The 22777-nt window shown below is 66.3% G+C and carries 29 protein-coding genes; 27 read left to right on the top strand and 2 right to left on the bottom strand.

Going from position 1 to position 22777, the window contains the following annotated elements; genetic code table 11:
* The 3 genes from ET21_RS0115815 to ET21_RS0115805 form a co-directional block, all read left to right on the top strand.
* Positions 1 to 1842, top strand: a 1842-nt coding sequence (locus tag ET21_RS0115815) for a strawberry notch C-terminal domain-containing protein (protein WP_030540448.1), incomplete at its 5' end; no start/stop codon positions are given.
* Positions 1842 to 2888, top strand: a complete 1047-nt coding sequence (locus ET21_RS0115810; RefSeq protein WP_030540447.1) for a toprim domain-containing protein — start codon at positions 1842 to 1844, stop codon at positions 2886 to 2888. The genes ET21_RS0115815 and ET21_RS0115810, both read left to right, overlap by 1 nt.
* 313 nt (positions 2889 to 3201) lie before the next feature.
* A complete protein-coding gene (locus tag ET21_RS0115805) occupies positions 3202 to 4137 on the top strand; it encodes a DUF2493 domain-containing protein (protein ID WP_030540446.1) in 936 nt (311 codons plus the stop codon).
* A gap of 11 nt (positions 4138 to 4148) precedes the next feature.
* Here the strand turns inward: ET21_RS0115805 and ET21_RS27760 are convergent, their stop codons facing one another.
* Together ET21_RS27760 and ET21_RS27755 are read right to left on the bottom strand one after the other, a co-directional pair.
* Positions 4149 to 4316: a hypothetical protein gene (locus tag ET21_RS27760; RefSeq protein ID WP_156029227.1), complete on the bottom strand. Its 168-nt coding sequence runs from the start codon at positions 4314 to 4316 to the stop codon at positions 4149 to 4151.
* An 11-nt stretch (positions 4317 to 4327) separates the two neighbouring features.
* Positions 4328 to 4546: a hypothetical protein gene (locus tag ET21_RS27755; protein WP_156029224.1), complete on the bottom strand. Its 219-nt coding sequence runs from the start codon at positions 4544 to 4546 to the stop codon at positions 4328 to 4330.
* 430 nt (positions 4547 to 4976) lie between these two features.
* Between ET21_RS27755 and ET21_RS28215 the strand changes: the two genes are divergently transcribed.
* From ET21_RS28215 to trbK-alt, 24 genes are all read left to right on the top strand, one after another.
* A complete protein-coding gene (locus ET21_RS28215) occupies positions 4977 to 5144 on the top strand; it encodes a hypothetical protein (RefSeq protein ID WP_171794881.1) in 168 nt (55 codons plus the stop codon).
* A gap of 146 nt (positions 5145 to 5290) precedes the next feature.
* Positions 5291 to 5734 carry a hypothetical protein gene (locus tag ET21_RS0115790; RefSeq protein WP_030540444.1) on the top strand — a complete coding sequence of 148 codons (444 nt, stop codon included), beginning with the start codon at positions 5291 to 5293 and terminating at the stop codon, positions 5732 to 5734.
* A 565-nt stretch (positions 5735 to 6299) separates the two neighbouring features.
* On the top strand, positions 6300 to 6626 hold the full coding sequence (locus tag ET21_RS0115785) for a DUF736 domain-containing protein (RefSeq protein WP_030540443.1): 327 nt from the start codon (positions 6300 to 6302) through the stop codon (positions 6624 to 6626).
* A 182-nt stretch (positions 6627 to 6808) separates the two neighbouring features.
* Positions 6809 to 7051: a helix-turn-helix transcriptional regulator gene (locus tag ET21_RS0115780; RefSeq protein ID WP_030540442.1), complete on the top strand. Its 243-nt coding sequence runs from the start codon at positions 6809 to 6811 to the stop codon at positions 7049 to 7051.
* 120 nt (positions 7052 to 7171) lie between these two features.
* Positions 7172 to 7435 (top strand): DUF2285 domain-containing protein, encoded by a 264-nt coding sequence (locus tag ET21_RS0115775; protein WP_030540441.1) that lies wholly within the window; start codon positions 7172 to 7174, stop codon positions 7433 to 7435.
* A 119-nt stretch (positions 7436 to 7554) separates the two neighbouring features.
* A complete protein-coding gene (locus ET21_RS28910; RefSeq protein WP_369291711.1) occupies positions 7555 to 7869 on the top strand; it encodes a DUF6499 domain-containing protein in 315 nt (104 codons plus the stop codon).
* Positions 7775 to 8320, top strand: coding sequence for a DUF2285 domain-containing protein (locus tag ET21_RS0115770; protein ID WP_369291712.1), 546 nt, complete (start codon positions 7775 to 7777; stop codon positions 8318 to 8320). The genes ET21_RS28910 and ET21_RS0115770 overlap by 95 nt, the downstream gene beginning before the upstream one ends.
* Positions 8321 to 8445: 125 nt before the next feature.
* Positions 8446 to 8730 (top strand): AlpA family transcriptional regulator, encoded by a 285-nt coding sequence (locus tag ET21_RS0115765; protein WP_030540439.1) that lies wholly within the window; start codon positions 8446 to 8448, stop codon positions 8728 to 8730.
* A gap of 11 nt (positions 8731 to 8741) precedes the next feature.
* A complete protein-coding gene (locus ET21_RS0115760; RefSeq protein ID WP_030540438.1) occupies positions 8742 to 9629 on the top strand; it encodes a replication initiator protein A in 888 nt (295 codons plus the stop codon).
* Positions 9630 to 9837: 208 nt separating this feature from the next.
* Positions 9838 to 10476 carry a ParA family partition ATPase gene (gene parA / locus ET21_RS0115755; protein WP_030540437.1) on the top strand — a complete coding sequence of 213 codons (639 nt, stop codon included), beginning with the start codon at positions 9838 to 9840 and terminating at the stop codon, positions 10474 to 10476.
* Entirely contained in the window at positions 10473 to 10727 is a 255-nt protein-coding gene (locus ET21_RS0115750) for a hypothetical protein (RefSeq protein ID WP_030540436.1), read from the top strand. The genes parA and ET21_RS0115750 overlap by 4 nt, the downstream gene beginning before the upstream one ends.
* A complete protein-coding gene (locus ET21_RS0115745) occupies positions 10724 to 11239 on the top strand; it encodes a DUF2840 domain-containing protein (protein WP_030540435.1) in 516 nt (171 codons plus the stop codon). The genes ET21_RS0115750 and ET21_RS0115745 overlap by 4 nt, the downstream gene beginning before the upstream one ends.
* The gene (locus tag ET21_RS0115740; RefSeq protein WP_030540434.1) at positions 11236 to 11781 is read left to right on the top strand and encodes a S26 family signal peptidase; all 546 of its coding nucleotides are present in this window, start codon (positions 11236 to 11238) and stop codon (positions 11779 to 11781) included. Before ET21_RS0115745 ends, ET21_RS0115740 begins: the two co-directional genes overlap by 4 nt.
* A gap of 45 nt (positions 11782 to 11826) precedes the next feature.
* A complete protein-coding gene (locus ET21_RS0115735) occupies positions 11827 to 12174 on the top strand; it encodes a DUF736 domain-containing protein (protein ID WP_030540433.1) in 348 nt (115 codons plus the stop codon).
* A gap of 3 nt (positions 12175 to 12177) precedes the next feature.
* Positions 12178 to 12942 carry a lytic transglycosylase domain-containing protein gene (locus ET21_RS0115730; protein WP_030540432.1) on the top strand — a complete coding sequence of 255 codons (765 nt, stop codon included), beginning with the start codon at positions 12178 to 12180 and terminating at the stop codon, positions 12940 to 12942.
* A 244-nt stretch (positions 12943 to 13186) separates the two neighbouring features.
* On the top strand, positions 13187 to 14926 hold the full coding sequence (locus tag ET21_RS0115725) for a VirD2 family relaxase/mobilization nuclease (protein WP_030540431.1): 1740 nt from the start codon (positions 13187 to 13189) through the stop codon (positions 14924 to 14926).
* A 25-nt stretch (positions 14927 to 14951) separates the two neighbouring features.
* On the top strand, positions 14952 to 16937 hold the full coding sequence (locus ET21_RS0115720; protein ID WP_030540430.1) for a conjugal transfer protein TraG: 1986 nt from the start codon (positions 14952 to 14954) through the stop codon (positions 16935 to 16937).
* Between the two features lie 9 nt (positions 16938 to 16946).
* Positions 16947 to 17381, top strand: a complete 435-nt coding sequence (locus tag ET21_RS0115715; protein WP_030540429.1) for a hypothetical protein — start codon at positions 16947 to 16949, stop codon at positions 17379 to 17381.
* A 169-nt stretch (positions 17382 to 17550) separates the two neighbouring features.
* Positions 17551 to 18534 carry a P-type conjugative transfer ATPase TrbB gene (trbB, locus tag ET21_RS0115710; RefSeq protein ID WP_030540428.1) on the top strand — a complete coding sequence of 328 codons (984 nt, stop codon included), beginning with the start codon at positions 17551 to 17553 and terminating at the stop codon, positions 18532 to 18534.
* Positions 18531 to 18863, top strand: a complete 333-nt coding sequence (locus tag ET21_RS0115705; RefSeq protein WP_030540427.1) for a TrbC/VirB2 family protein — start codon at positions 18531 to 18533, stop codon at positions 18861 to 18863. The genes trbB and ET21_RS0115705 overlap by 4 nt, the downstream gene beginning before the upstream one ends.
* Positions 18863 to 19144, top strand: a complete 282-nt coding sequence (locus tag ET21_RS0115700; protein ID WP_030540426.1) for a VirB3 family type IV secretion system protein — start codon at positions 18863 to 18865, stop codon at positions 19142 to 19144. Before ET21_RS0115705 ends, ET21_RS0115700 begins: the two co-directional genes overlap by 1 nt.
* A gap of 12 nt (positions 19145 to 19156) precedes the next feature.
* The gene (trbE, locus tag ET21_RS0115695) at positions 19157 to 21613 is read left to right on the top strand and encodes a conjugal transfer protein TrbE (RefSeq protein WP_030540425.1); all 2457 of its coding nucleotides are present in this window, start codon (positions 19157 to 19159) and stop codon (positions 21611 to 21613) included.
* Positions 21610 to 22380 (top strand): P-type conjugative transfer protein TrbJ, encoded by a 771-nt coding sequence (gene trbJ / locus ET21_RS0115690; protein ID WP_030540424.1) that lies wholly within the window; start codon positions 21610 to 21612, stop codon positions 22378 to 22380. Before trbE ends, trbJ begins: the two co-directional genes overlap by 4 nt.
* A 10-nt stretch (positions 22381 to 22390) precedes the next feature.
* Positions 22391 to 22777: a putative entry exclusion protein TrbK-alt gene (trbK-alt, locus tag ET21_RS0115685; RefSeq protein ID WP_030540423.1), complete on the top strand. Its 387-nt coding sequence runs from the start codon at positions 22391 to 22393 to the stop codon at positions 22775 to 22777.

Raw genomic sequence — 22777 nt, 5'->3', positions numbered from 1 at the left:
CCTGCGCCTACCGCCGCCACGCTCGACATAAACTGCGACTGCAAAGAATACGTTCTGGATTATCTCGCACACTCCTTCCCGGTGCAGCTCTATGAGCCGTTCACCGACAGCGAGGGCAACCTGTCGTCGCGGCCGGTGTTTCGCGACGGCCAGCCGGTCGAAAGCCGCGACGCCGTCGCCCGTCGTGACCGTCTGATCGAGAGGCTTGCATCATTGCCGCCGGTCCCCGGCGCGCTCGACCAGATCGTCCAGCGCTTCGGCACCGATGTCGTGGCGGAGGTGACAGGACGTTCGCGCCGCATCGTCCGCAAGACCAGCCCCGGCGGCATCGACCGCCTCGCCGTGGAGAACCGCGCCGGCTCGGCCAATCTCGCCGAGACCCAGGCGTTCATGGATGATCAGAAGCGCATTCTGATCTTCTCCGACGCGGGCGGCACCGGGCGCAGCTATCACGCCGAGCTGTCGTCGCGGAACCAGCGACTGCGCGTCCACTATCTGCTGGAGCCGGGCTGGAAGGCCGACGCCGCCATTCAGGGTCTGGGCCGCACGAACCGGACCAACCAGGCGCAGCCACCGCTGTTCCGGCCGATCTCGACGGACGTGAAGGCCGAGAAGCGCTTTCTCTCGACCATCGCCCGCCGCCTCGACACCCTGGGCGCGATCACGCGGGGCCAGCGCCAGACCGGCGGCCAGGGGCTGTTCCGGCCCGAAGACAATCTGGAGAGCCACTACGCCCGCGACGCCCTGCAGCAGCTTTACCTGCTGTTGGTGCGCGGCAAGGTCGACGGCTGCTCGCTCCAGATGTTCGAGGACGCCACCGGCCTCTCGCTGATGGATTCCACCGGCATCAAGGATGAACTGCCGCCGATCACGACGTTCCTGAACAGGTTGTTGGCGCTGACCATCGACCTTCAGGGCGTCCTGTTCACGGCGTTCGAGCGGCTGCTGAACGCCAAGATCGAAGGCGCCATCGCGTCGGGCAGCTACGACGTCGGGCTGGAGACGCTGCAGGCCGAGAGCTTCATCGTCACCGACCGGCGGACTATCCATGTTCATCCCGGCACCGGAGCTGAAGCCCGGCTCCTGACCATCACCCAGCGCCAGCGCAACCGGCCGGTGACGCTGGCCGAGGCGCTCGATCATCTCGACGACCCGGGCGCGAGGCTGCTGATCAACGAGCGCTCGGGCCGCGCCGCCGTGCAGATACCGACCACCAGCATCATGCTGGACGATGGCGAGATCGAACGGCGCGTGCGGCTGATCCGGCCGATGGAGGCGCACAACATCCCCATCAAAATGATGGACGAAACCCATTGGGTACAGGCGGAGCGGATCGCCTTCACTGCGGCATGGAATGCCGAGGCCGACGAGGTGCCGGAGTATGCCGACAGCACTATCCATGTCGTCAGCGGGCTGTTGCTGCCAATCTGGAAGCGGCTGCCGAACGAGTCGACGCGGGTCTATCGGCTCCAGACCGACGACGGCGAACGCATCGTCGGCCGCCGCGTCTCCCCCGCATGGGTAGCAGGCGCGCTCGCGACCGGCACGTCAACCCTGACGCCCGACGACGCCTTCATGGCGCTGATGGACGGCAAGACCATCCTCGACCTGGCCGAGGGTCTTCAGCTTCGCCGCGTCCGGGTCATGGGCGCCAACCGCATCGAGCTGTCGGGCTTCACCGACGCCATGAGGGATCGGCTGCGCGCCTACGGCCTGTTTCACGAGATCATCTCGTGGAAGCTCCGAATGTTCGTGCCGACCGATGCGACCGGCGCGGCGATCCTCGCCAAGGTGCTGGAACGCTACCCCGTCGAGCGCATCGGTGAGCGGGAGGCGGCGTGATGGCACGGCAGGACGCTTCCGAACTGGCGATCCGTCTCGGCCGACAAGCCGAGGCGGTGTGCCGCCATTATCTCTCCGCTGGTCATCGGGAGGGCCGCTATTGGCTGGTCGGCGACGTGCGCAACACACCGGGCCGCTCGATGTTCGTGCGCCTGAAGGGTGGCGAAACCGGCAAGGGCGCTGCCGGAAAATGGACCGACGCCGCCACCGGCGAGCATGGCGATCTCCTCGATGTCATCCGCGAGAGCTGCGGCCTGGTCGACTTCAAAGACGTCGCCGATGAGGCGCGCACCTTCCTGTCGATGCCGCATCCCGAACCGGACCATCCGCACGGCGGCGAGCGCAAGTCACCGGCCCCATCAGGATCACCGGAAGCGGCACGGCGGCTCTTCGCCATGGCCCAGCCGATTTCGGGCACGCTCGTAAAGACGTATCTGCGTACACGCGGCATTACGGATTTGCACGGAACCGGAAGCCTTCGCTTCCATCCTCGCTGCTATTACCGGCCCGACGAACATTCCCCGACCGAGACCTGGCCGGCGATGATCGCATCGGTCACCGATCTCGACGGGCATCAGACCGGCGCGCACCGCACCTGGCTCGCGCCGGACGGATCGGACAAGGCCCCGATCGACACGCCGAGACGGGCGATGGGCGACCTACTCGGGCATGCCGTTCGCTTTGGTGTGGCTGGCGAGGTGATGGCGGCCGGCGAAGGCATCGAGACGATGCTGTCGCTCAGGATGGCCCTGCCCACCATGCCGATGGCGGCGGCGCTCTCGGCGGCACATCTCTCGGCCATCTTGTTCCCCGATACGCTGCGTCGGCTCTACATCGCCCGCGACAATGATCCGGCCGGCGAAGGTGCGATGGCGACCTTGATCGAACGGGCGAACGCGGCCGGGATCGAGGCAGTCGTGGTGTCTCCGGCCTTGGGCGACTTCAACGAGGATCTCCGCCTGGCGGGGCTGGACAGCCTCCGGGCAGCGGCCCGGGTGCAGATCGCGCCACAGGACGTCGCACGCTTCATGGCGCTGGCGGCATAGGCCGGAAGGAGATTGCAGGCGGCGGGAGCGCCGTCGTCGGCATCGCTCGGATGATCCCAGGTCGGAGAGAACCGCGCCCCGGCCTTCGAGAGGGCGATCGGCCAGCAAGCGGCGCGGACCCACAACGCCTGCGGCGGACTATTTTCCGGCGCGGCCGAGGGCCGCTTTCCATCGCGAAACAAAATAGCCCGCCTTCGTCATCCTCCGCTCTGCTCCGGCCCTCCGCTTCGCTGCGGGTGCAGGTCCGGCCCGCCCGCCGGCTTTCGTCGCCATGAAGGCCGCGAGGGTCGCGGTCGAACCGACGGAGCATCCCATGAGCGAGCACGACGACTACGAACCGCATCACGCCTCTTCCCCCACCGACCATGTCCTCAGCGAACTCCAGCTTTACGGCTACCGTCCCTTCACGGATGAACCCGATCCCCGACCGCTTCCGGAGGGCGACCATGTCGCCGGCGCCATCACTGACATCTTCGACGCCCTGATCGCCACCCTGGAAGACCCCCGCCTCGAGCCCGACCTCGACGATCTCCTCTGGTCGACGGTCAACGTCTTCCACCGGGCCACCGGCCGGATCGAGCGCGAGCTGGACGACAATGAGCAGGCGCAGCGTCGCGGCCAGCGCGAACAGGACGGCAGCGAAGTGAAGGCCGTCGAGCTGGAACGCCTGACGGCCGAGGGCCAGACCCTGATCGAACGCCGCAACGCTTTCGAGCTGATGCGCGACCAGGCCGCAGAACACTACGAGCGCCACACCGGATCGAACTGGCGTCCGCGCAGCGGATCCATGGTCAACCATCGCAACCTGACCTCGGCGATGATCGACAGCCGGGACTTCCTTGCAGCCAAGAAGCGGGCCGACAATCAAGTGCTGCTACCCGCCGGTCCAAAGATCGCCTTCACCGGCGGGCTCGACTTCAACGATCATCGCCTGATCTGGGCCAAGCTCGATCAGGTCCACGCCAAGCACCCCGGCATGGTGCTGCTGCACGGCAAGTCGCCGAAAGGCGCCGAGAAGATCGCGGCCAAATGGGCCGACACCCGCAAGGTGCCACAGGTCGGCTTCGCTCCCGACTGGACGAAGCACGCCAAGGCCGCGCCGTTCAAGCGCAACGATCAGATGCTCGACGTCCTGCCGATCGGGGTGATCGTCTTCCCCGGCACCGGCATCCAGGACAATCTCGCCGACAAGGCGAGGAAGCTCGGCATCCCACTGTACGATTTTCGCCCGAAAGGAGGCGGCGCGTGAGCGCCGTCTTGTCATTTGGACCATATCTCGCCACCGAAGACGAGGTCGCCAGCGAATGGCGCCACGCCGTCGAGTTCTCGCCGGTCGTCGACGGAGATGGTCACATGCGGCCGGAAAGCGGGATGTTCCCAGCCAGCACCCGCGATCCTGAACTCACGGTGGCGAGTGGCTATAGTCACGGACCCGAACATCAAGGCGATGATCCCTCCCATACGCGCAATGAGCCGACCAGGTGACGCGGGAACGACCAGCACTGACGCATCCGGGTCAGGGTAGCGAAATCAACCGCCTCGCATGTTTTCGCGATGGTGACATGCCAGTTGGATGGGACGATGTCGTCGAAGCCTGCTGAGCAAGCCCAATCCGCCACCGCTTCAGCGTTCGCCAGGGGTCTCACCACCGTCAGCATGAGAAATCCTCCAAGTATAGTCGGAAAGTTGCCCGGCGGTTCCGACGATCTGCCTGTTAGCAGCGACGCGCTGATATCTGTTGCACGATAGCCGCCCCGGCCTGCAACGCGCTATTCTTGCGCCCACCCAAGGGGCTGATGCCATCAACCTCGGTCACGACCGGCAGCACGGCGACAATGCTTCGACGGGCAGCATCGAATGGGCGTTTCCATCGCGACCCCGGTCATGGCGGAAAACCATCTCCCGCTTCCATTGCGCTAATCCTTGGTCCAGCCGAGGGCCTGACGCCATCAACCCATGAAGGGTCGGCTATGCGAGCATGCCGCCGCTGCGGCTTCGCCTTCGCGGTGATTGCGGCCATCGGCCGGACACATCGGGCGCCTGTCGCGCGGGAGATGGCCTCCCGCCTCCAAGACAGGAGCCGGTCAGATGTCCCTCAATCAAGCTCACGCCTTCGCCTTCAGCCTCGCCACCACCCTCATGGTTTCAATCGTCATCTTCCAGGCCGGCGACGGCACCATGGGCGTCATGCCTGCCGGCGAATATGACGGCGATTTCGCCGCCATTGTTCATGAGGTCGATCCCTTCGCCCGCTAGCCGCGCGGGCAAGGCGCCGCGATCGCCAGCGGGAATCCCGCGGGATTTCCGCTCCCGTTGCGCCGTCTCTTCGGCTATACTGAGGATGCGCCGTGGTGGTGGTGGAGGCGCAACCGTCAGACCTTTATCTCACGGAGACCACCGCCATGATCTTCATCGGCATCATTGCCAGCATCGCCGCGATCGGCGGCCTGTGCTGGATTCTATTTACGCTGGCTATCTTCGCGCTGCCGTTTGTCGCGGGCGTTAGCGCCGGCACATGGGCCTATGGGACCGGCGCTGGCTGGCTCGGCGCGATCCTCGTCGGCCTTACCACCGCCGCGCTGACGCTCGGCCTCGGCCAATTCCTGCTCGCCGTCATTCGCCCGCTCTGGATACGGATCGCAATCGCGCTCGTCTTCGTCGCACCGGCAGCGCTTGCCGGCTACCATGCGACCCATGGCATCGTGAAGCACCTCATGCCGTCCGCCGGCTGGCAGATCGCCTTCTCCGTCATCGGCGCGGTCGCGGTCGGCATCACCGCCTTCGTGCGCGTCGCGGGAATGGCGGCGGCGTCCGGCCCCTCCGGGCCGGGCCTTGCGCGGGCCTGACCTTCGTCATCGCCGTCAGGAGCACCAGTGCTGCAGTGAGCGTGGGGCTCCCCGTCGTCTCATGCTGTTGCGATGGGTGCGTGCGGTGCGGATCGGCGCTCGGCCGGGAGAAGCCGTCGTCCATGGAGCGCTGCACGGGCGGGTCTACGTCCCGGCTGCCGAATTGACACGCGCTGCGGCATCTTCGTGGTGACGGTGGTAGGTCAGGATGCTGCTGGATGTACCTGCCGGGAGCAGACGAAGCCGATGAGCCTTTCCGTCACTCGAGTTTGCCGATGCGGGAAGGCCGCCATCATCTCCGTTATTCTGACCGTGCCCCGACCGCCCCAAACGGCCTCTCCAATGGCCTGATCTGGCCGAAGGCCGGCTGCGCCTCGATCGCCTATGACGCAACAGCGGCGTCAAACTTTCTTCCCCTGCCGGCTGCGCCGCCATTCCTCGCGAGACAAGAAAGTTCTCCTTGGCTGTCCAGCCCCTTCGGGGTGCGCCGTCGATCGCCTCCGGCCCGCAGATCGCCATCGAGGCCGCATGGTGCGGGCTCGGGAACGGAAAACGGAGACTTACAATGGCGACCATCGGCACCTTCAAGAAGACCGGCTCGAACGAGTTCACCGGCGAAATCGTCACCCTCAGCGTCCAGGCCAAGAACGTGCGCATCGTTCCCGACCAGCGCGGCACCGGCGAGAACGCCCCCAGCCACCGGGTCCTGGTCGGCCGTGTTGAGATCGGCGCCGCGTGGTCCAAGCGCTCCAACGAAGGCCGCGACTATCTGGGCCTCAAGCTCGACGATCCGAGCTTCAACGCCCCAATCTACGCCAACCTCTTCGACGACGAAGAAGGCGAGACCTTCTCCCTCATCTGGTCCCGCCCCAACGGGCGGCGCGGCGACTGAGGCCCGCGCAGGGCCCCGGCCGAAAGGCCGGGGCTTTCGGCTTACGGCGACCGAATCAGTTGCAGTCGTTGTCAGCCAGAGAGAGCCTGCAGAGGCAATTCTGGCTGGAAGATCGCCACAAGAGCGACTATTATAGCCGTAGTTTTGGCGTACGCGTAGGTCCGTGTGGGAGGTGATCATGCATGATCACCGCCCGACAGTTTCGGGCCGCACGCGCGTTGCTGGGTTGGACACAGGAGACGCTCGCTGACAAGGCCCGGGTCTCATTGACCGCGCTCAAGCGCCTCGAATCCCTCAGTGGCCTCGAGGTGTTCGAGAGCACGCGCGATGAGGTGAGAAGGGCTTTCGAACGCGCCGGCATCGTCTTCCTGAACTCCGATCAGGGCAAGGGAGTGCTGCTCGTTGATGCAAAGAAGGAAGCCTGACGTTCGACAGGTCGCGGCGTTGCTACATCCTCCCGCGTCAGGGCCTTGCGTCATTCTTCCGATGAAATCATCGTTAACAATCTCCTCCAGTTTGGATACATCTCGCGATTGGGGGATGTTGTGACCAAAGACGATTTTCTCGATCAACCGCCGGCCGGGGCGGCTTTGACCGCATATGACGAGGCGCATCTGAAGCTCTATGTCCGGCTGCTCGACGCCGATGCGGCCAGCGCGGACTGGCGGGAGGTCGTCGAAGTCCTCTTCGGCCTCGACGCCAAGGCCGAACCGGAGCGCGCTCAGCGCATCTACACCAGCCATCTCGATCGCGCGAAATGGATGACGAAGAGCGGCTTTTGCGAGCTTCTCCAGGGCCGAATGCATTGAGGTGATGCGCAAACCGCATCACGTTGCGGCCACTTCGTTCTTCCCGCGATCAATTCAACCGGGAATCGTATCCACCGCGTAACTCGCGTTGTAGAAACATTGCGTAGAGGCGGTGGAGGATGTCCGAGGATGAAAGTTGGCGGTCTGAAGCCGCCTATGACTATATCGACAAGTTAAACCCCGGCGATCTCGCCTGGGAATTCTTGCGTCGCAATCCCGATTACAGAAAATCATATCAGGAATTGCTGCACGTCGGACGACTGACCGAAGACGTCGCCCGGGAGTTTGCCGAACAATGGGGGTTGCGATTTCGTCGCCGACCCTCGCAACTCCGCGCTCATCCAGCCGATCTTCTGGACCCCGCAAACCGATCCGGCGACGCTCCCGTTCGCCGCCGGATCGAGCCCGGCGGGACATCTCCGCCTCCGCGCTGAGGATCTCCGCGCCCACACCATCATCGAGCATGATCCTGGTCTGATCAGGCTTGCGCTACGGGGCGAGCACTATGACGTCACCCTCGCCGACGCCGATGATCGCCGTCCCCTCGGCGCCTTCGTCTTGTTCGACGAACTGACCCCGGACCGATTGACCGCCATCGAGCGTCTCTGGCACGCGATGTTCGGCAAGCGCGTGCCGCCTGATCCGCGGATGACGCTCCAGAGGCGTCAACGTGCGCGCCTGATGCTCCGCGTGTTCGACGCCCGTGTGGACGGCGTGAGCTATCGAAAGATAGCCGAACAACTCTTTCCCAACCTCAAGCATGATGCCGAGACTTGGGACGAAAGTCCGGTTCGCATAACCATCGCCCGCCTTGCGCGCGACGGCATGTCTTACGTCCGCGGCGGCTATCGCAGGCTGCTCCGCCGCCCGCGCCGCTCCCGCTGAGCCGTCCTTCGTATCGAAATTAATTCCTAACTTCGTTCCTGCCTGAGGCGCCGTCTTCGCGCCACCGTGCTCGCAACCCGCCGCTCGTTCGCAGCGGCCTCCCGCGAGACCACGGAGGTTCGACCATGGCCGAAAAAGCCGCCAATATTCCGCCACGCTATCTGCGAACGCAGGAGGCAGCGCGCTTCCTCGGACTGTCTGAGCGCACGCTGGAGAAGCACCGCACCTACGGCACCGGTCCGACCTATCGGAAGCTCGGCGGTCGCGTCGTCTATTCCCTCGATGACCTACTAGCCTGGGCGGATCGCGGTCTCGTAACCTCAACCTCCGACCCGCGCGGCGGCACCGTGCTGCCGGCCAAACGCCAGACCACCTCGCCGGCCACCGCTGACGGCCGCTTTCCGCGCTGAGACGGCTGGCCATGTCATCCCACTCCCACCATCGCGAGGAGCGTGCGCAGCTCGATCTGTTCCGGGCGCTGCCTGGCGATCTCGCACCTCGCGACGCGCAAGACCTCATGGCCTATCCGTTTTTCTCGCTCGCCAAGTCGAAACGGCTAGCGCCGATCGACTTCAAGGCCGGTTCGGTGAAGATCCGCGTAGAAGCCGTGCCCGAGCATGGCATGGCCACGATCTGGGACGCCGATGTCCTCATCTGGGCGGCCTCCCAGATCGTCGAAGCGCGCGATGTCGGCTTGCGTCCGTCGCGCCTGATGGCGACCACCCCCTATGAGATTCTGAACTTCATCGGCCGCGGTGTGTCGCTTCGCGACTACGACCGGCTGAAGGCCGCGCTCGACCGACTGCAGTCGACCACGGTCGCGACTTCCATCCGCCAGCCGACCGAACGGCGGATGCACCGCTTCTCCTGGATCAACGAATGGAAGGAGCGCGCCGATCATCGCGGCCGTCCGCTCGGCCTCGAACTGATCGTCCCCGACTGGTTCTACGGCGCCGTGCTCGACGACGCGCTCGTGCTGACGATCGACCGCAAATACTTCGACCTCACCGGCGGCCTCGAGCGCTGGCTCTACCGGCTGGTGCGCAAACACGGCGGTAAACAGGAGTTCGGCTGGAGCTTCGACTTCCCCCACCTCCATGCCAAGTCCGGCAGCCTCTCGCCGCTCAAACACTTCGCCTACGACCTGCGCGACATCGTCCGCCGCCAGCCGTTGCCGGGCTATCGCCTGACCATCGAGCAATGCGTCGGCGGCCCCGAAATCCTGTCCTTCGTACCCACCGATCCCGACGCGCTCGGCATTCCGCGCCGCCGTCGGCGCTCGACAACTCGACCTGGGGATAAGCTGTGAATCATCTCGTGCTATCAGGGACCGGCACTATCGTGCCATCGGGGACCGGACTCTCGTGCTATCGGGGACCGAAATCACCGATTCATCGCGCTGAATCAACAGCTTGCGAGCCCTGTAACTTATCTAACCTAGATTCCTACGGAATCTTTCTAACGCAACCCGCTTTTTCGGCCGCTGTGGACGAGTCCCCGATCGCCGGGAGACCGTCATGATCGTCGCGCTCCTCAACCAGAAGGGAGGCGTCGGCAAGACGACGCTAGCGCTGCATCTCGCGGGCGAATGGGCGCGTAACGGCCAGCGCGTCACGCTGATCGACGCCGATCCGCAAGGCTCGGCGCTCGACTGGTCGCAGCAGCGCAGCCGGGAGGGGTTGCAGCGGCTGTTCGGTGTCGTCGGCTTGGCGCGCGACAGCCTGCATCGCGAGGCGCCGGAACTGGCGCGTGACGTCGATCACGTCGTCATCGATGGGCCGCCACGCGTCGCAAGCCTGATGCGCTCGGCGCTGCTCGCCGCCGATCTCGTGTTGATCCCGGTGCAGCCGTCGCCGCTCGACGGTTGGGCGTCGGCCGAAATGCTCGCGCTGCTGAACGAAGCGCGCATCTACCGTCCAGAGCTTGCCGCCCGTTTCGTGCTGAACCGCTGCGCGGCGCGCACCGTGCTCGCCCGGGAAACCGCTGAGACGCTCGCCGACCACGACCCTCCGTTGCTCGCGACGACCATCGGTCAGCGCATCGTCTTCGCCGATGTCGTGCAGACCGGCCGGATCGCCGCCGAGCAGGACGAGGATTGTCAGGGCGCGCGCGAGATCGCCGCGCTCGCGGCCGAAGTCGCGAGGCTCGGCGCATGAGCGAACGATCCCCCAAGCGCGGCTTCGCGTCCCGGCCAGGCGATCCGGAGAGCTGGATCAAAGCGCCCGATCGCCAGACGCAGCGCGCCGGGCCCGCCGACGACTTCTCGGCCAGGCTGACCATCGACGTCACCGCCGACATGCGCGGCCGGATCAAGATCGCGGCCTTCCAGCGCGGCCAGACGGTCGCCGACATGCTGCGCGCGCTGTTCGAGCGCGAATTCCCACCATCCCAAGGAGACGCCCCATGACCGGCCTTGCCGCCGTATCCGCGCGCGCCGACCGCGTCCTTCACGCGCCGGAAGATATCACCCAGGTCGAACTCGTCTGGATCGAGAAGCAGATCGAGCACTGGATCCGCTTCGGCCGCGAGGTGCGCGAACAGGTCCTCGATCGCCGCCGCCGTATCCTCTTCTTTCCTCCCGGCACGACCTTTGCGCTCGTGCGCTGGGCCGCGAACGAGCACGGCACCGTGCTCTCTCGCCTCGACATTTTGCGCGCGGTCGCTCCCGGCGAAGCCTGCCAGACCATCCCGACGGTGACGCCCGGCGGCGATATCCTGCTGCGCGTCAACGGCTGGCCGAAGGTGGAGCGCATGCTCCAGCTCATCGACGCGATCGAGGCCATCGGCATCGATCCGGCTGAGGTCGCGCCCGATCACTGGCGGCACGTTCACAACCGCCTGAGCGCCGGAGAGACGCCGCGCGCCTACACGATGCAGCGCCATCGCGCCTTCCTCATGGCGCGGAGCGTCAGCGCATGACCCGGCTCGGCTACGCCATCACCACGACGGCCGCCGTGTCGTTGCTCGGCATCCTGTCGCTCGTGTCCTTCGCGCCGAAGCTGATCTGGAATGCGTCGGCCAGCACGCCGATCGGCCTCTACGCCATCGCGCCAGACCCGTCTCCGGACGTCACCGATCTGGTCGCCGTGCGCCCGCCCGAGCCGCTCGCGAGCTTCCTCGCCGAGGGCGGTTACCTGCCGCGCGGCGTGCCGCTGATCAAGCACGTCGTTGCGCTTCCCGGCCAACGGGTTTGCAGGACCGGCCTCGCCATCACCGTCGACGCCGTGCCGATGGGCGATGCGCTCGATCGCGATCGTCGCGGCAATCCGCTGCCCGTCTGGCAGGGCTGCCGCGTCGTTGCCAAGGGCGAGCTTTTCCTGATGAACTGGAAAGTTCGCGACAGCCTCGACGGCCGCTACTTCGGCCCGCTTCCCGCCTCCGCCGCGATCGGCCGGGCCATCCCCCTCTACACCGACGAGGACGGCGATGGCCGCTTCGTCTGGCACGCGCCGACGCGGTGACGACGTGCCCATCCCCAACCTCACCGCAATCCCAAGGAGGAAATCATGTCCCTGATCGGTCAATTCACCCGCGACGATGGTGGCTTCATCGGCCACTTGGAGACGCTTCTGCTGCACCAGGACATCATCATCATTCCGGCCGAGCCGTCCGATGCCGAGAATGGGCCGGATTTCCGCGTGCACGTCTTCGACAGTATGAACAACGAACCCCGAGCCGAACTCGGCGCGGGTTGGAAGCGCACCGGGGAGAAGGCCGGAGAGTACGTCGCGCTGCAGCTCGACGATCCATGCTTTCCGCAGCCGATCCGCGCTAACCTGTTTCAGTCGGCCGACGACAAATCGGCGTGGGGCCTGCACTGGAACCGCCCGCCCAAGCGCGGCGAGCGGAACTGAACGATGTCGCCCCGCCGCCATCACGCTGTCGTCGGACGGTTTCCCACCGTCCGGCACACAGCCTTCCTCCTCCTTTCCGGCCTGCTGGTCGCCGCGCCACTTTGCGCCAACGTGAATGCGCAGACAGTATCGGCCGAGCGCCCCTCTCGCGTCGATCCCTACGCCGCCTTCATCGCCGAGGCCGCACGACGGTTCAGCGTTCCCGAGCACTGGATTCGTGCGGTCATGCGCGTCGAAAGCGCCGGCGACATGCGCGCGATCTCCTCGGCCGGCGCGATGGGTCTGATGCAGATCATGCCCGCGACCTGGGCCGAGCTGCGCGCTCGACATGGTCTCGGTAACGATCCCTACGACCCGCGCGACAACGTCCTCGCGGGCGCGGCGTATCTGCGCGAAATGCACGATCGCTACGGCTCGCCGGGTTTTTTGGCGGCCTACAATGCCGGTCCCGGCCGCTACGAGGAATATCGCGCGACTGGGCGCCCATTGCCGGCGGAAACGCGCGCCTATGTCGCCGCTCTCGCGCCAATCATCGGCGGCGGCGATCTCGCTGCCCCCGTCACGGTGGCGACCGCCGATCCGTTCGCCTGGACCCGCGCGCCGCTCTTTATCGTGCAGGCCGATAGCAGCGCTGGTGCAGTCCAGCGGCAGCGGCACGGCGATCCGGCTGCACCCTCTGCGCAGGAGTCCGCGCGCGATCCGGTACTGCCAGCACCGCGATCGGAAGGGCTGTTCGTGGCGCGATCCATCGTTGGAGGGCCGCGATGATCGGCTTCGCACTCCATGCGGCATTGTCGGGCTCTGGCGTGGAATTGGCGTCAGAGGCGGGAAGAGCAGGCAGCACAACCGAACGATGGCGAGATAAAAGCCGGCGATGCGCGGCTTGGTGCGGTCGTGTGTTTTCAGAGGCTTATGGCGCATTGGCGCGAGGTGCGCCTGATCGGCGCAGCCTGCGCATTCGCCATTTCGCCAAGGATTACCGCGCGATTGCGCGATGTGCGGGGCCTCGACCATGAGCGACGAGGACGATTTCCGCATCCGGCCTGGCCGCATCCGCTCCACCCGCGCTCAAGCTGCCCGCCCCTTCATCGCCCAGGCGCTCGCGGCCGCGCAGCGGGCCGGCGGACGCGTCTCACGCTCCGGCCAGATCAGCAAGGGCAATCGCTCGCGGTTCGGACGCGGCCAGCGCGCGACCGTGCAGGCCAATCGGCTGCTCACGAGCCGATCGCGCAACACGGTGATCAAGACGCGCGTCGTGCGCCATACCGCCCGTTCAGCGCCGCTCAGCGCCCACCTCAGCTATCTGCGACGCGAGGGCGTCACCCGGGATGGAGAGAAGGCGCGGCTGTTCGGGCCGGAGACCGAGGACGTCGATCCGAAGGCGTTCGCCGAGCGGACCCAGGACGACCGACATCATTTCCGGTTCATCGTCTCGCCAGAGGACGCGACCGAGATGTCCGACCTCAAAGGCTTCGCCCGCGAGCTGATGGGGCAGATGGAGAAAGACCTCGGCACGAAGCTCGACTGGGTCGGCGTCGATCACTGGAACACCGACAATCCTCATGTCCACATCATCCTGCGGGGCCGGACCGACGACGGCCAGGACCTCGTCATTTCCCGCGATTACATAAAGGAGGGAATGCGCGCTCGCGCGCAGGATCTCGTCACCCAGGAGCTGGGTCCGCGAACGGATCACGAGATCCGTCGCAACCTCGAACGGCAGATCGGCGCGGAGCGCTGGACCGATCTCGATCGTCAGATCGCCCGCGACAGCTATCGCACGGGCGTCGCCGACCTCGCCCCGCATCCCGATCGCCAGCCGGACGAATTCCACGCGATGAAGGTCGGCCGGCTGCGGAAGCTGGAAACACTCGGCCTTGCCGATCAGGTCGGCCCCGGTCAGTGGGTCGTATCGGAGAACGCCGAGAAGACCCTGCGCGCGCTCGGCGAGCGTGGCGACATTATCAAGCGCATCCACCGCAGCCTCACTGAACGCGGCATCGAGCGCGGCGCAGCGAGCTATGTGCTTGCCGGCGAGAGTATCGACGATCCTGTCATTGGCCGGTTGGTCGATCGCGGGCTCGACGACGAGCTGAAGGGCACGGCCTATGCCGTGGTCGACGGCACGGATGGGCGCACCCACCACATCAAGCTGCCCGATCTCGACGCCGCCGGTGACAGCGCGCCGGGGTCGATCGTCGAATTGCGCAAGTTCGACGACGCCCAGGGCCGTCGGCGCGTGGCGCTTGCCGTCCGCTCCGATCTCGACATTGAACGGCAAGTTCACGCGACCGGCGCCACCTGGCTCGACCGTCAGGCGATCGCCCGTGAGCCCGTCGCACTCGGCGGCGGCGGCTTCGGCGCCGAGGTGCGCCAGGCGATGGACCGGCGCGCCGAACATCTCATCAACCAGGGGCTCGCCGAGCGCCAGACACGTGGCGTCAGCTTCTCGCGGGGACTGATCGACACGCTCCGTCAACGCGAGGTCGAGGCGCTCGGCGAGAAGCTCGCGGCCGAGACCGGCCGCCAATTCGCGAAGGCCGGAACGGGCGAGTATGTGGCGGGTACCTATCGGCAGCGCTTCGCGCTCGCCTCCGGCCGCTTCGCCATGATCGACGACGGCCTCGGCTTCCAGCTCGTGCCCTGGTCGCCCTCCCTCGAACGTCAGCTCGGCCAGCACGTCTCCGGCGTCTCGCGCGGAGCCGGCGGCGTCGACTGGAGCTTCGGCCGCAATCGCGGCCTCGGCATGTAGCCCAACCAAGAAAGGAGTACCCGCCATGTCGGCGACGAAAATCCTCTGGGGCCAGATCCTCACCGTCTTCCTGATCGTGCTGATGACGACCTGGGGCGCGACGCAATGGACAGCCTACCGTCTCGGCTTCCAAGCTCAGCTTGGGCAGCCGTGGTTCGAGATCGCCGGATGGCCGATCTACTATCCGCCCGCCTTCTTCTGGTGGTGGTATTTCTACGATGCCTATGCCCCGCCGATCTTTGTCGAGGGCGCCTATATCGCCGCGTCGGGCGGCTTCATCTCGATCGCCGTCGCCATCGGCATGTCGGTGTGGCGGGCGCGCGAAGCGAAGAACGTCGAGACCTATGGCTCCGCCCGCTGGGCACGGCCGGAAGAGGTGAAGGCCGCGGGCCTGCTCGGTCCGGATGGCGTCGTGCTCGGCAAGCATGAGCGCGACTATCTGCGCCATGACGGCCCGGAGCATGTGCTCTGCTTCGCGCCGACCCGCTCCGGCAAAGGCGTGGGTCTGGTCGTACCCTCGCTCTTGACCTGGCCGGGCTCGGCGATCGTCCACGACATCAAGGGCGAGAACTGGATGCTCACCGCCGGCTACCGTGCTCGACACGGCCGCGTGCTGCTGTTCGATCCGACGAACGCAAAGTCGGCCGCCTACAACCCGCTGCTCGAGGTGCGGCGCGGCGAATGGGAGGTCCGCGACGTGCAGAACATCGCGGACATTTTGGTCGATCCGGAAGGCTCGCTCGAGAAACGCAACCACTGGGAGAAGACGTCCCACGCGCTTTTGGTCGGCGCGATCCTGCACGTCCTCTACGCCGAGGCCGACAAGACCCTGGCTGGCGTCGCCGCCGTCCTCTCCGATCCGAAGCGGCCGATCGAGTCGACACTCGCGGCAATGATGAAGACCGCGCATCTCGGCGAGGCCGGCCCGCATCCGGTGATCGCCAGCGCCGCCCGCGAGCTGCTGAACAAGTCCGACAACGAGCGGTCCGGCGTGCTGTCGACCGCGATGTCGTTCCTGGGCCTCTATCGCGATCCCGTCGTCGCCGAGGTCACCCGCCGCTGCGACTGGCGCATCGCCGATATGGTCGGCGGCAAGCATCCGACCACGCTCTACCTCGTGGTGCCGCCATCTGACATCAACCGGACAAAGCCCTTGATCCGCCTGATCCTCAACCAGATCGGTCGCCGGTTGACCGAGGATTTGCAGGCGAAGGGCAACCGTCACCGCCTGCTGCTCATGCTGGACGAGTTTCCCGCGCTGGGCCGGCTCGACTTCTTCGAGAGCGCGCTCGCCTTCATGGCAGGTTACGGCCTGAAAGCATTCCTCATCGCCCAGTCTCTGAACCAGATCGAGAAGGCCTACGGCCCGAACAATTCAATTCTCGACAACTGCCATGTCCGCGTGAGCTTCGCGACCAACGACGAGCGGACCGCCAAGCGCGTTTCCGATGCGCTCGGCACCGCCACCGAGATGAAGGCCATGAAGAACTATGCCGGCCACCGGCTCTCTCCCTGGCTTGGCCACATGATGGTGTCGCGCTCGGAGACCGCCCGGCAACTGCTCACGCCGGGCGAGATCATGCAGCTCCCGCCGTCCGACGAGATCGTCATGGTCGCCGGCATCCCACCGATCCGCGCCAAGAAGGCCCGATACTACGAGGACCGGCGCTTTCAGGAACGCATCCTCACGCCGCCCGGCCAGACCAAGCCGGCGAGCGCAAGGACAGACGACTGGAGCGCGCTGGTTTTGCCCGAACGCCCGGTGCTGAACACGCCCGTCGCCGTGGATGACGTAGCTGACGACGATCCGACGGATTCCGAGCGCCGTCATCAGCCCGAGCTGAGCCGCACCAAGACCGTCGAGCGCAAGCCCGTCATCGAAAACGAATTCGAGATCGATCCTCGCGATGACGTCGAAGAGGATGCCGCCCGCCTCAGCCGCATGACCCAGACCATGCGCCAGGTCGCCCGACAGGCTTCGCTTGATCCGGGCGACGGCATCGAATTGTAGGAGGCGCCGGTGACCAAGCCTCCGAAGAAGCAACGGCTGTCCGTCTATCTCGACCCTGACGTGATGAAGGCGCTCGCCGCCCACGCCGCGCGCCGCGACCTGTCCCTCTCCCTGGTCGCCGAAGCCGGTATCGCCTCCTTTCTGTCGCCAGACGCCGCCGAGCGGCAGGAGGCAGCAACCACGAAGCGCCTCGATCAGCTCGACCGGCGCATGGCGCGCATGGAGCGCGACCTCGGCATATCTGTCGAGACGCTCGCCGTGTTCATCCGCTTCTGGCTGACCTCCAACCCGCCGCTCCCCGAGCCGGCGCAGATCGCGGCACGCGCCAAGGCGGGCGAACGCTATGAGGCCTTCGTCACCGCGCTTGGCCGTCGACTCGCGCAGGGGCCGAAGCTCAGGCAGGAAATTTCGGAAGACATCTCGCCCGCGCGCGACGCGGAATAATCACTGATCCACCCATCACAAGTATTCGGCCATTCCGCCGTTTCCCTGTCTTTGTACGCCACAGTACGACGACCACATGATGGTTGTTGTCAGGCCATGAATTCTGCCTCTTCTACTCATCCCCGATCCAGGGCCGCGCATCGCGGACCCGCAAGAGAACGGGGACGACGTGGCGGCAACTCAACAGAAATCGGAGGCGATACTTCGCGGTGCGCGGATGCTGCGCACGGCCCTCGGGCCGGCGATCGCCACGTTTCTGGAAGATCCCGCGATCGTCGAGGTGATGCTCAACCCCGATGGGCGGCTCTGGGTCGACCGGCTGTCGGAAGGCCTTTCCGACACGGGTGAACGCCTCTCGCCAGCCGATGGCGAGCGGATAGTCCGCCTCGTCGCCCATCATGTAGGGGCCGAGGTTCATCCCGGCGCGCCGCGTGTCTCGGCCGAGCTGCCCGAAACGGGGGAGCGGTTCGAGGGGTTGTTGCCGCCCGTCGTGTCCGCACCGGCCTTCGCGATCCGCAAACCCGCCGTCGCGGTGTTCACGCTCGACGACTATGTCGCCGCCGGCATCATGCAGGCGGGCCAGGCCGAGGCCTTGCGTGTCGCCGTCGGCGAGCGACGCAACATCCTCGTCGCCGGTGGCACCTCCACCGGCAAGACCACGCTCACCAATGCGCTTCTCGCCGAGATCGCGAAGACCTCGGACCGGGTCATCGTCATCGAGGACACGCGCGAGCTGCAATGCACCGCGCCGAACCTTGTCGCTATGCGGACCAAGGACGGCGTCATTACCCTTTCAGAACTGGTCCGATCCTCGCTGCGCTTTCGACCGGACCGAATCCCGATCGGTGAGGTTCGGGGCGCCGAGGCGCTCGACCTGTTGAAGGCATGGGGCACCGGCCACCCCGGCGGTGTCGGCACCATCCATGCGGGCACCGCCATCGGCGCGCTGCGCCGTCTCGAACAGCTCATCCAGGAAGCCGTCGTCACCGTTCCGCGCGCGCTGATCGCAGAGACGATCGATCTGGTCGCCGTGCTCTCCGGCCGCGGCTCCTCGCGGCGCCTCGCCGAACTCGCCCGCGTCGAGGGCCTCGGCCCCGACGGCGACTACCGCGTCACCCCCGCAAGCCAGCCCCTCACAGGAGACCCGTCATGATCAAGCATGCCTTGCGCATCCGCCGCCACATCGCAACGGCGGTGTCCGTCACCTTCCTCTCGCTCGCGCTGTCGCCGGCCGCCCATGCGTCGGGCTCGTCGATGCCATGGGAAGCCCCACTCCAGTCGATCCTCGAATCCATCGAGGGGCCGGTCGCCAAGATCATCGCGGTGATGATCATCATCATCACCGGCCTTACCCTCGCGTTCGGCGACACGTCGGGCGGGGCGCGACGCCTGATCCAGATCGTGTTCGGCCTGTCGATCGCCTTCGCCGCATCGAGCTTCTTCCTGTCCTTCTTCTCCTTCGGCGGCGGAGCGCTCGTCTGATGGCCGACGGAGTGCATCACGGTGGCGAAGTGGCCGGATTTTCGGTCCCGGTCCATCGGGCGCTCACCGAGCACATCCTCCTGGGTGGCGCGCCGCGCTCGCTCGCCATCCTCAACGGCACGCTCGCGGCCGCACTCGGCCTCGGCCTGCGCCTCTGGTTGGTCGGCCTGGGCCTTTGGGCCGTAGGGCACTTCGCCGCCGTCTGGGCGGCCAAGCGCGATCCGCAGTTCGTCGACGTCGTGCGCAAGCATCTGCGCATCCCTGGCCACCTGTCGGTCTGAGGAGCGCCGCCGATGATGAATCTCGCTGAATATCGCAACCGCAACGCCCGCCTCGCGGACTTCCTGCCCTGGGTGGCACTGGTCGGTGAAGGGGTGGTGCTGAACAAGGACGGCAGCCTTCAGCGCACCGCCCGGTTCCGCGGCCCCGATCTCGACAGCGCCGTGCCGGCCGAGCTGGTGGCTGTCGCCGGCCGATTGAACAATGCCTTCCGGCGCCTCGGCTCCGGCTGGGCCATCTTTGTCGAGGCGCAGCGCCACGGCGCCGCGACCTATCCCGCCAGCATGTTCGCCGACAGCGCCTCCGCGCTGGTCGAAGCCGAACGCAAGGCGGACTTCGAGGAGGCGGGCGCGCATTTCGAGTCCAGCTACTTCCTCACATTCCTCTATCTGCCGCCAGCCGAGGACGCCGCACGCGCCGAAACCTGGCTCTATGAAGGTCGCGACCACGCCGGCGTTGACGCGCACGAGATTCTTCGCGGCTTCGTCGATCGCACCGATCGCATCCTCAATCTCATCGACGCCTTCATGCCGGAGTCCGTGTGGCTCGATGACGCCGAGACGCTCACCTACCTGCATTCGACGATCTCGACGAAACGGCATCGCGTCCGCGTCCCCGAGACGCCGATGTATCTCGATGCGCTGCTCGCCGATCAGCCACTCACCGGCGGGCTCGAGCCCCGCCTCGGCGACACGCATGTCCGCATCCTCACTATCGTCGGTTTCCCGACGGCGACGACACCCGGCATCCTCGACGAGCTGAACCGGCTCGCCTTTCCCTATCGCTGGTCGACGCGGGCGATCCTCCTCGACAAGACCGACGCCACCAAGCTGCTGACCAAGATCCGGCGGCAATGGTTCGCCAAGCGCAAGTCGATCGCCGCCATCCTCAAGGAGGTGATGACCAACGAGGCCTCCGCGCTGGTCGATACGGACGCCGCCAACAAGGCCGCCGACGCCGACATGGCCTTGCAAGAGCTCGGCGCCGACTATGCCGGCCAGGCCTATGTGACCGCGACCATCACGGTGTGGGACGACGATCCCCGGATCGCCGCCGAGAAGCTCCGGCTGGTCGAGAAGGTAATCCAGGGCCGCGACTTCACCGCGATGGCAGAGACCATCAATGCCGTCGACGCGTGGCTCGGCTCGCTGCCCGGGCATGTCTACGCCAATGTCCGCCAGCCGCCCATCAGCACATTGAATCTCGCCCACATGATCCCGCTGTCGGCGGTGTGGGCGGGACCGGAACGGGACGAGCATCTCGATGCACCCCCACTGCTTTACGGCAGAACCGAAGGCTCGACCCCGTTCCGGCTTTCCATCCATGTCGGTGACGTCGGCCACACGCTAATCGTCGGGCCGACCGGCGCCGGCAAGTCGGTGCTGCTCGCGCTCATGGCGCTTCAGTTCCGGCGCTATCCGCAGTCGCAGGTCTTCGCCTTCGATTTCGGCGGATCGATCCGTGCGGCAGCGCTCGCCATGCGTGGCGACTGGCATGATCTCGGCGGCGGCCTGACCAAAGGCGCCGACGACAGCGTGTCCCTCCAACCGCTCGCCCGCATCGACGACGTCGCCGAGCGAGCCTGGGCCTCCGACTGGCTGATCGCGATCCTTGGTCGCGAGAGTGTGCCCGTCACGCCCGAGGTCAAGGAGCATCTCTGGTCAGCCCTCTCGTCGCTGGCCTCTGCACCAGTTTCCGAGCGAACGCTGACGGGCCTGTCCGTCCTGCTCCAATCGAACGACCTGAAGCAGGCGCTGCGGCCCTACTGTGTCGGTGGTCCGTATGGCCGTCTTCTCGACGCCGAGGTCGAGCATCTTGGCGAAGCGAACGTCCAGGCATTCGAAACCGAAGGGCTGATCGGCACCGGCGCAGCCGCTGCCGTGCTCGCCTATCTCTTCCACCGCATCGAGGACCGCCTCGACGGCCGGCCGACGCTCCTCATCGTCGACGAAGGCTGGCTCGCCCTCGACGATGAGGGCTTCGCCGGACAGCTTCGCGAATGGCTGAAGACGCTGCGCAAGAAGAACGCCAGCGTGATTTTCGCCACGCAGTCGCTCTCCGACATCGATGGCTCGGCAATTGCGCCGGCGATCATCGAGAGCTGCCAGACGCGCATCCTCCTGCCGAACGAGCGCGCGATCGAGCCACAGATCACCGCCATCTATCGACGCTTTGGTCTCAACGACCGGCAGATCGAGATCCTGGCGCGCGCAATGCCGAAGCGCGACTACTACTGCCAGTCCCGGCGCGGCAATCGGCTGTTCGAGCTGGGCCTGTCGGACGTGGCCCTGGCGCTGTGCGCGGCCTCATCCAAACAGCATCAGGCGATGATAGCCGATATTCATGCCCGCAGCGGCACGGACGGGTTCCTGCGCGAGTGGCTCGCGGCGAACCGGCTCGACTGGGCTGCAGATCTCATCGCCGGCCTCACCAATGTTATCCCCAAAAGCGAACCGGAGGTACGCCCATGACCCGTTTCCTTCAAAACCGCGCGCGGACTCTGCGCATGACGGCCGCAATTCTTGCAGCCCCGCTTGCTCTGTCTCCCGTCCTCACGCCGCCCGCCGCCGCGCAATGGATCGTCTACGACCCGACCAACTATGCGCAGAACGTGCTGACGGCGGCGCGCACGCTCCAGCAGGTCAATCAGCAGATCACCCAGCTTCAGAATGAAGCGACCATGCTGATCAATCAGGCCCGCAACCTGGCGAGCTTGCCGTACTCCTCGCTCCAGCAGCTTCAGCAATCCGTCCAGCGCACGCAGCAGCTTCTGCAACAGGCGCAGGGGATCGCGCTTAACGTCCAGCAGATCGACCGTGCGTTCCAGACCACATACGGCGACGCCTCGATGTCGGCCTCCGATCAGGCGCTCGTGACGCAGGCGCGCGAGCGCTGGCAGAACACCGTCGGCGGCTTGCAGGATGCCATGCGCGTGCAGGCCGGCGTCGTCGGCAACATCGACACCAACCGCAGCGAGATGTCGGCGCTGGTCGGCCAGAGCCAGGGCGCGACGGGCGCCTTGCAGGCGACACAGGCAGGCAATCAGCTCCTGGCGCTCCAGGCGCAGCAGCTTGCCGACCTTACCGCCGTCGTCGCCGCCAATGGCCGCGCCCAGAGCTTGTCCGAGGCCGAGCGGGCCGCAGCGGCCGAGCAAGGCCGAGAACAGCGCCGCCGCTTCCTCACACCGGGCAGCGGCTACCAACCGGGCAACGCCCGCATGTTCCCGAACGGCAACTGAGGGCACGGCGATGGACGGGAAGATGCTCGCCCGACTCGGCGCTGTCGTGTTCGTCGCTGTCGCGGTCACCGCGACCGCGATCGAGATGACCCGGAAAGAGGAAGCGCCCGAGACCTGGCCGTCTGGCCGCGCCGCAGAGGCGCCGACCGATCCCCTGCGGGACGCATTGATCCGCTGCCAGGCGCTCGGCGAAGAGGGACCGCGCGATCCGGAATGCCGCCGTGCCTGGGCGGAGAACCGCCAGCGCTTCCTCGCGCCCGGCGCCCGTCCCGCCGAGCGGTTGCCGGACATGCCGCCTGCACCGCGCGATGGCCTTACTCCTCAGTCGCAGCGAACCGACGCACCCGCCGCGCCACCCTCCGCACCGAACACTTCGCAGCTCGACGAGGCGCGATAA

Origin of the sequence: Sphingobium sp. DC-2 (assembly GCF_000722555.1) — a bacterium.
Taxonomy (GTDB): Bacteria; Pseudomonadota; Alphaproteobacteria; order Sphingomonadales; family Sphingomonadaceae; genus Sphingobium; species Sphingobium quisquiliarum.
This window is presented reverse-complemented; position numbering and strand designations above follow the sequence as displayed.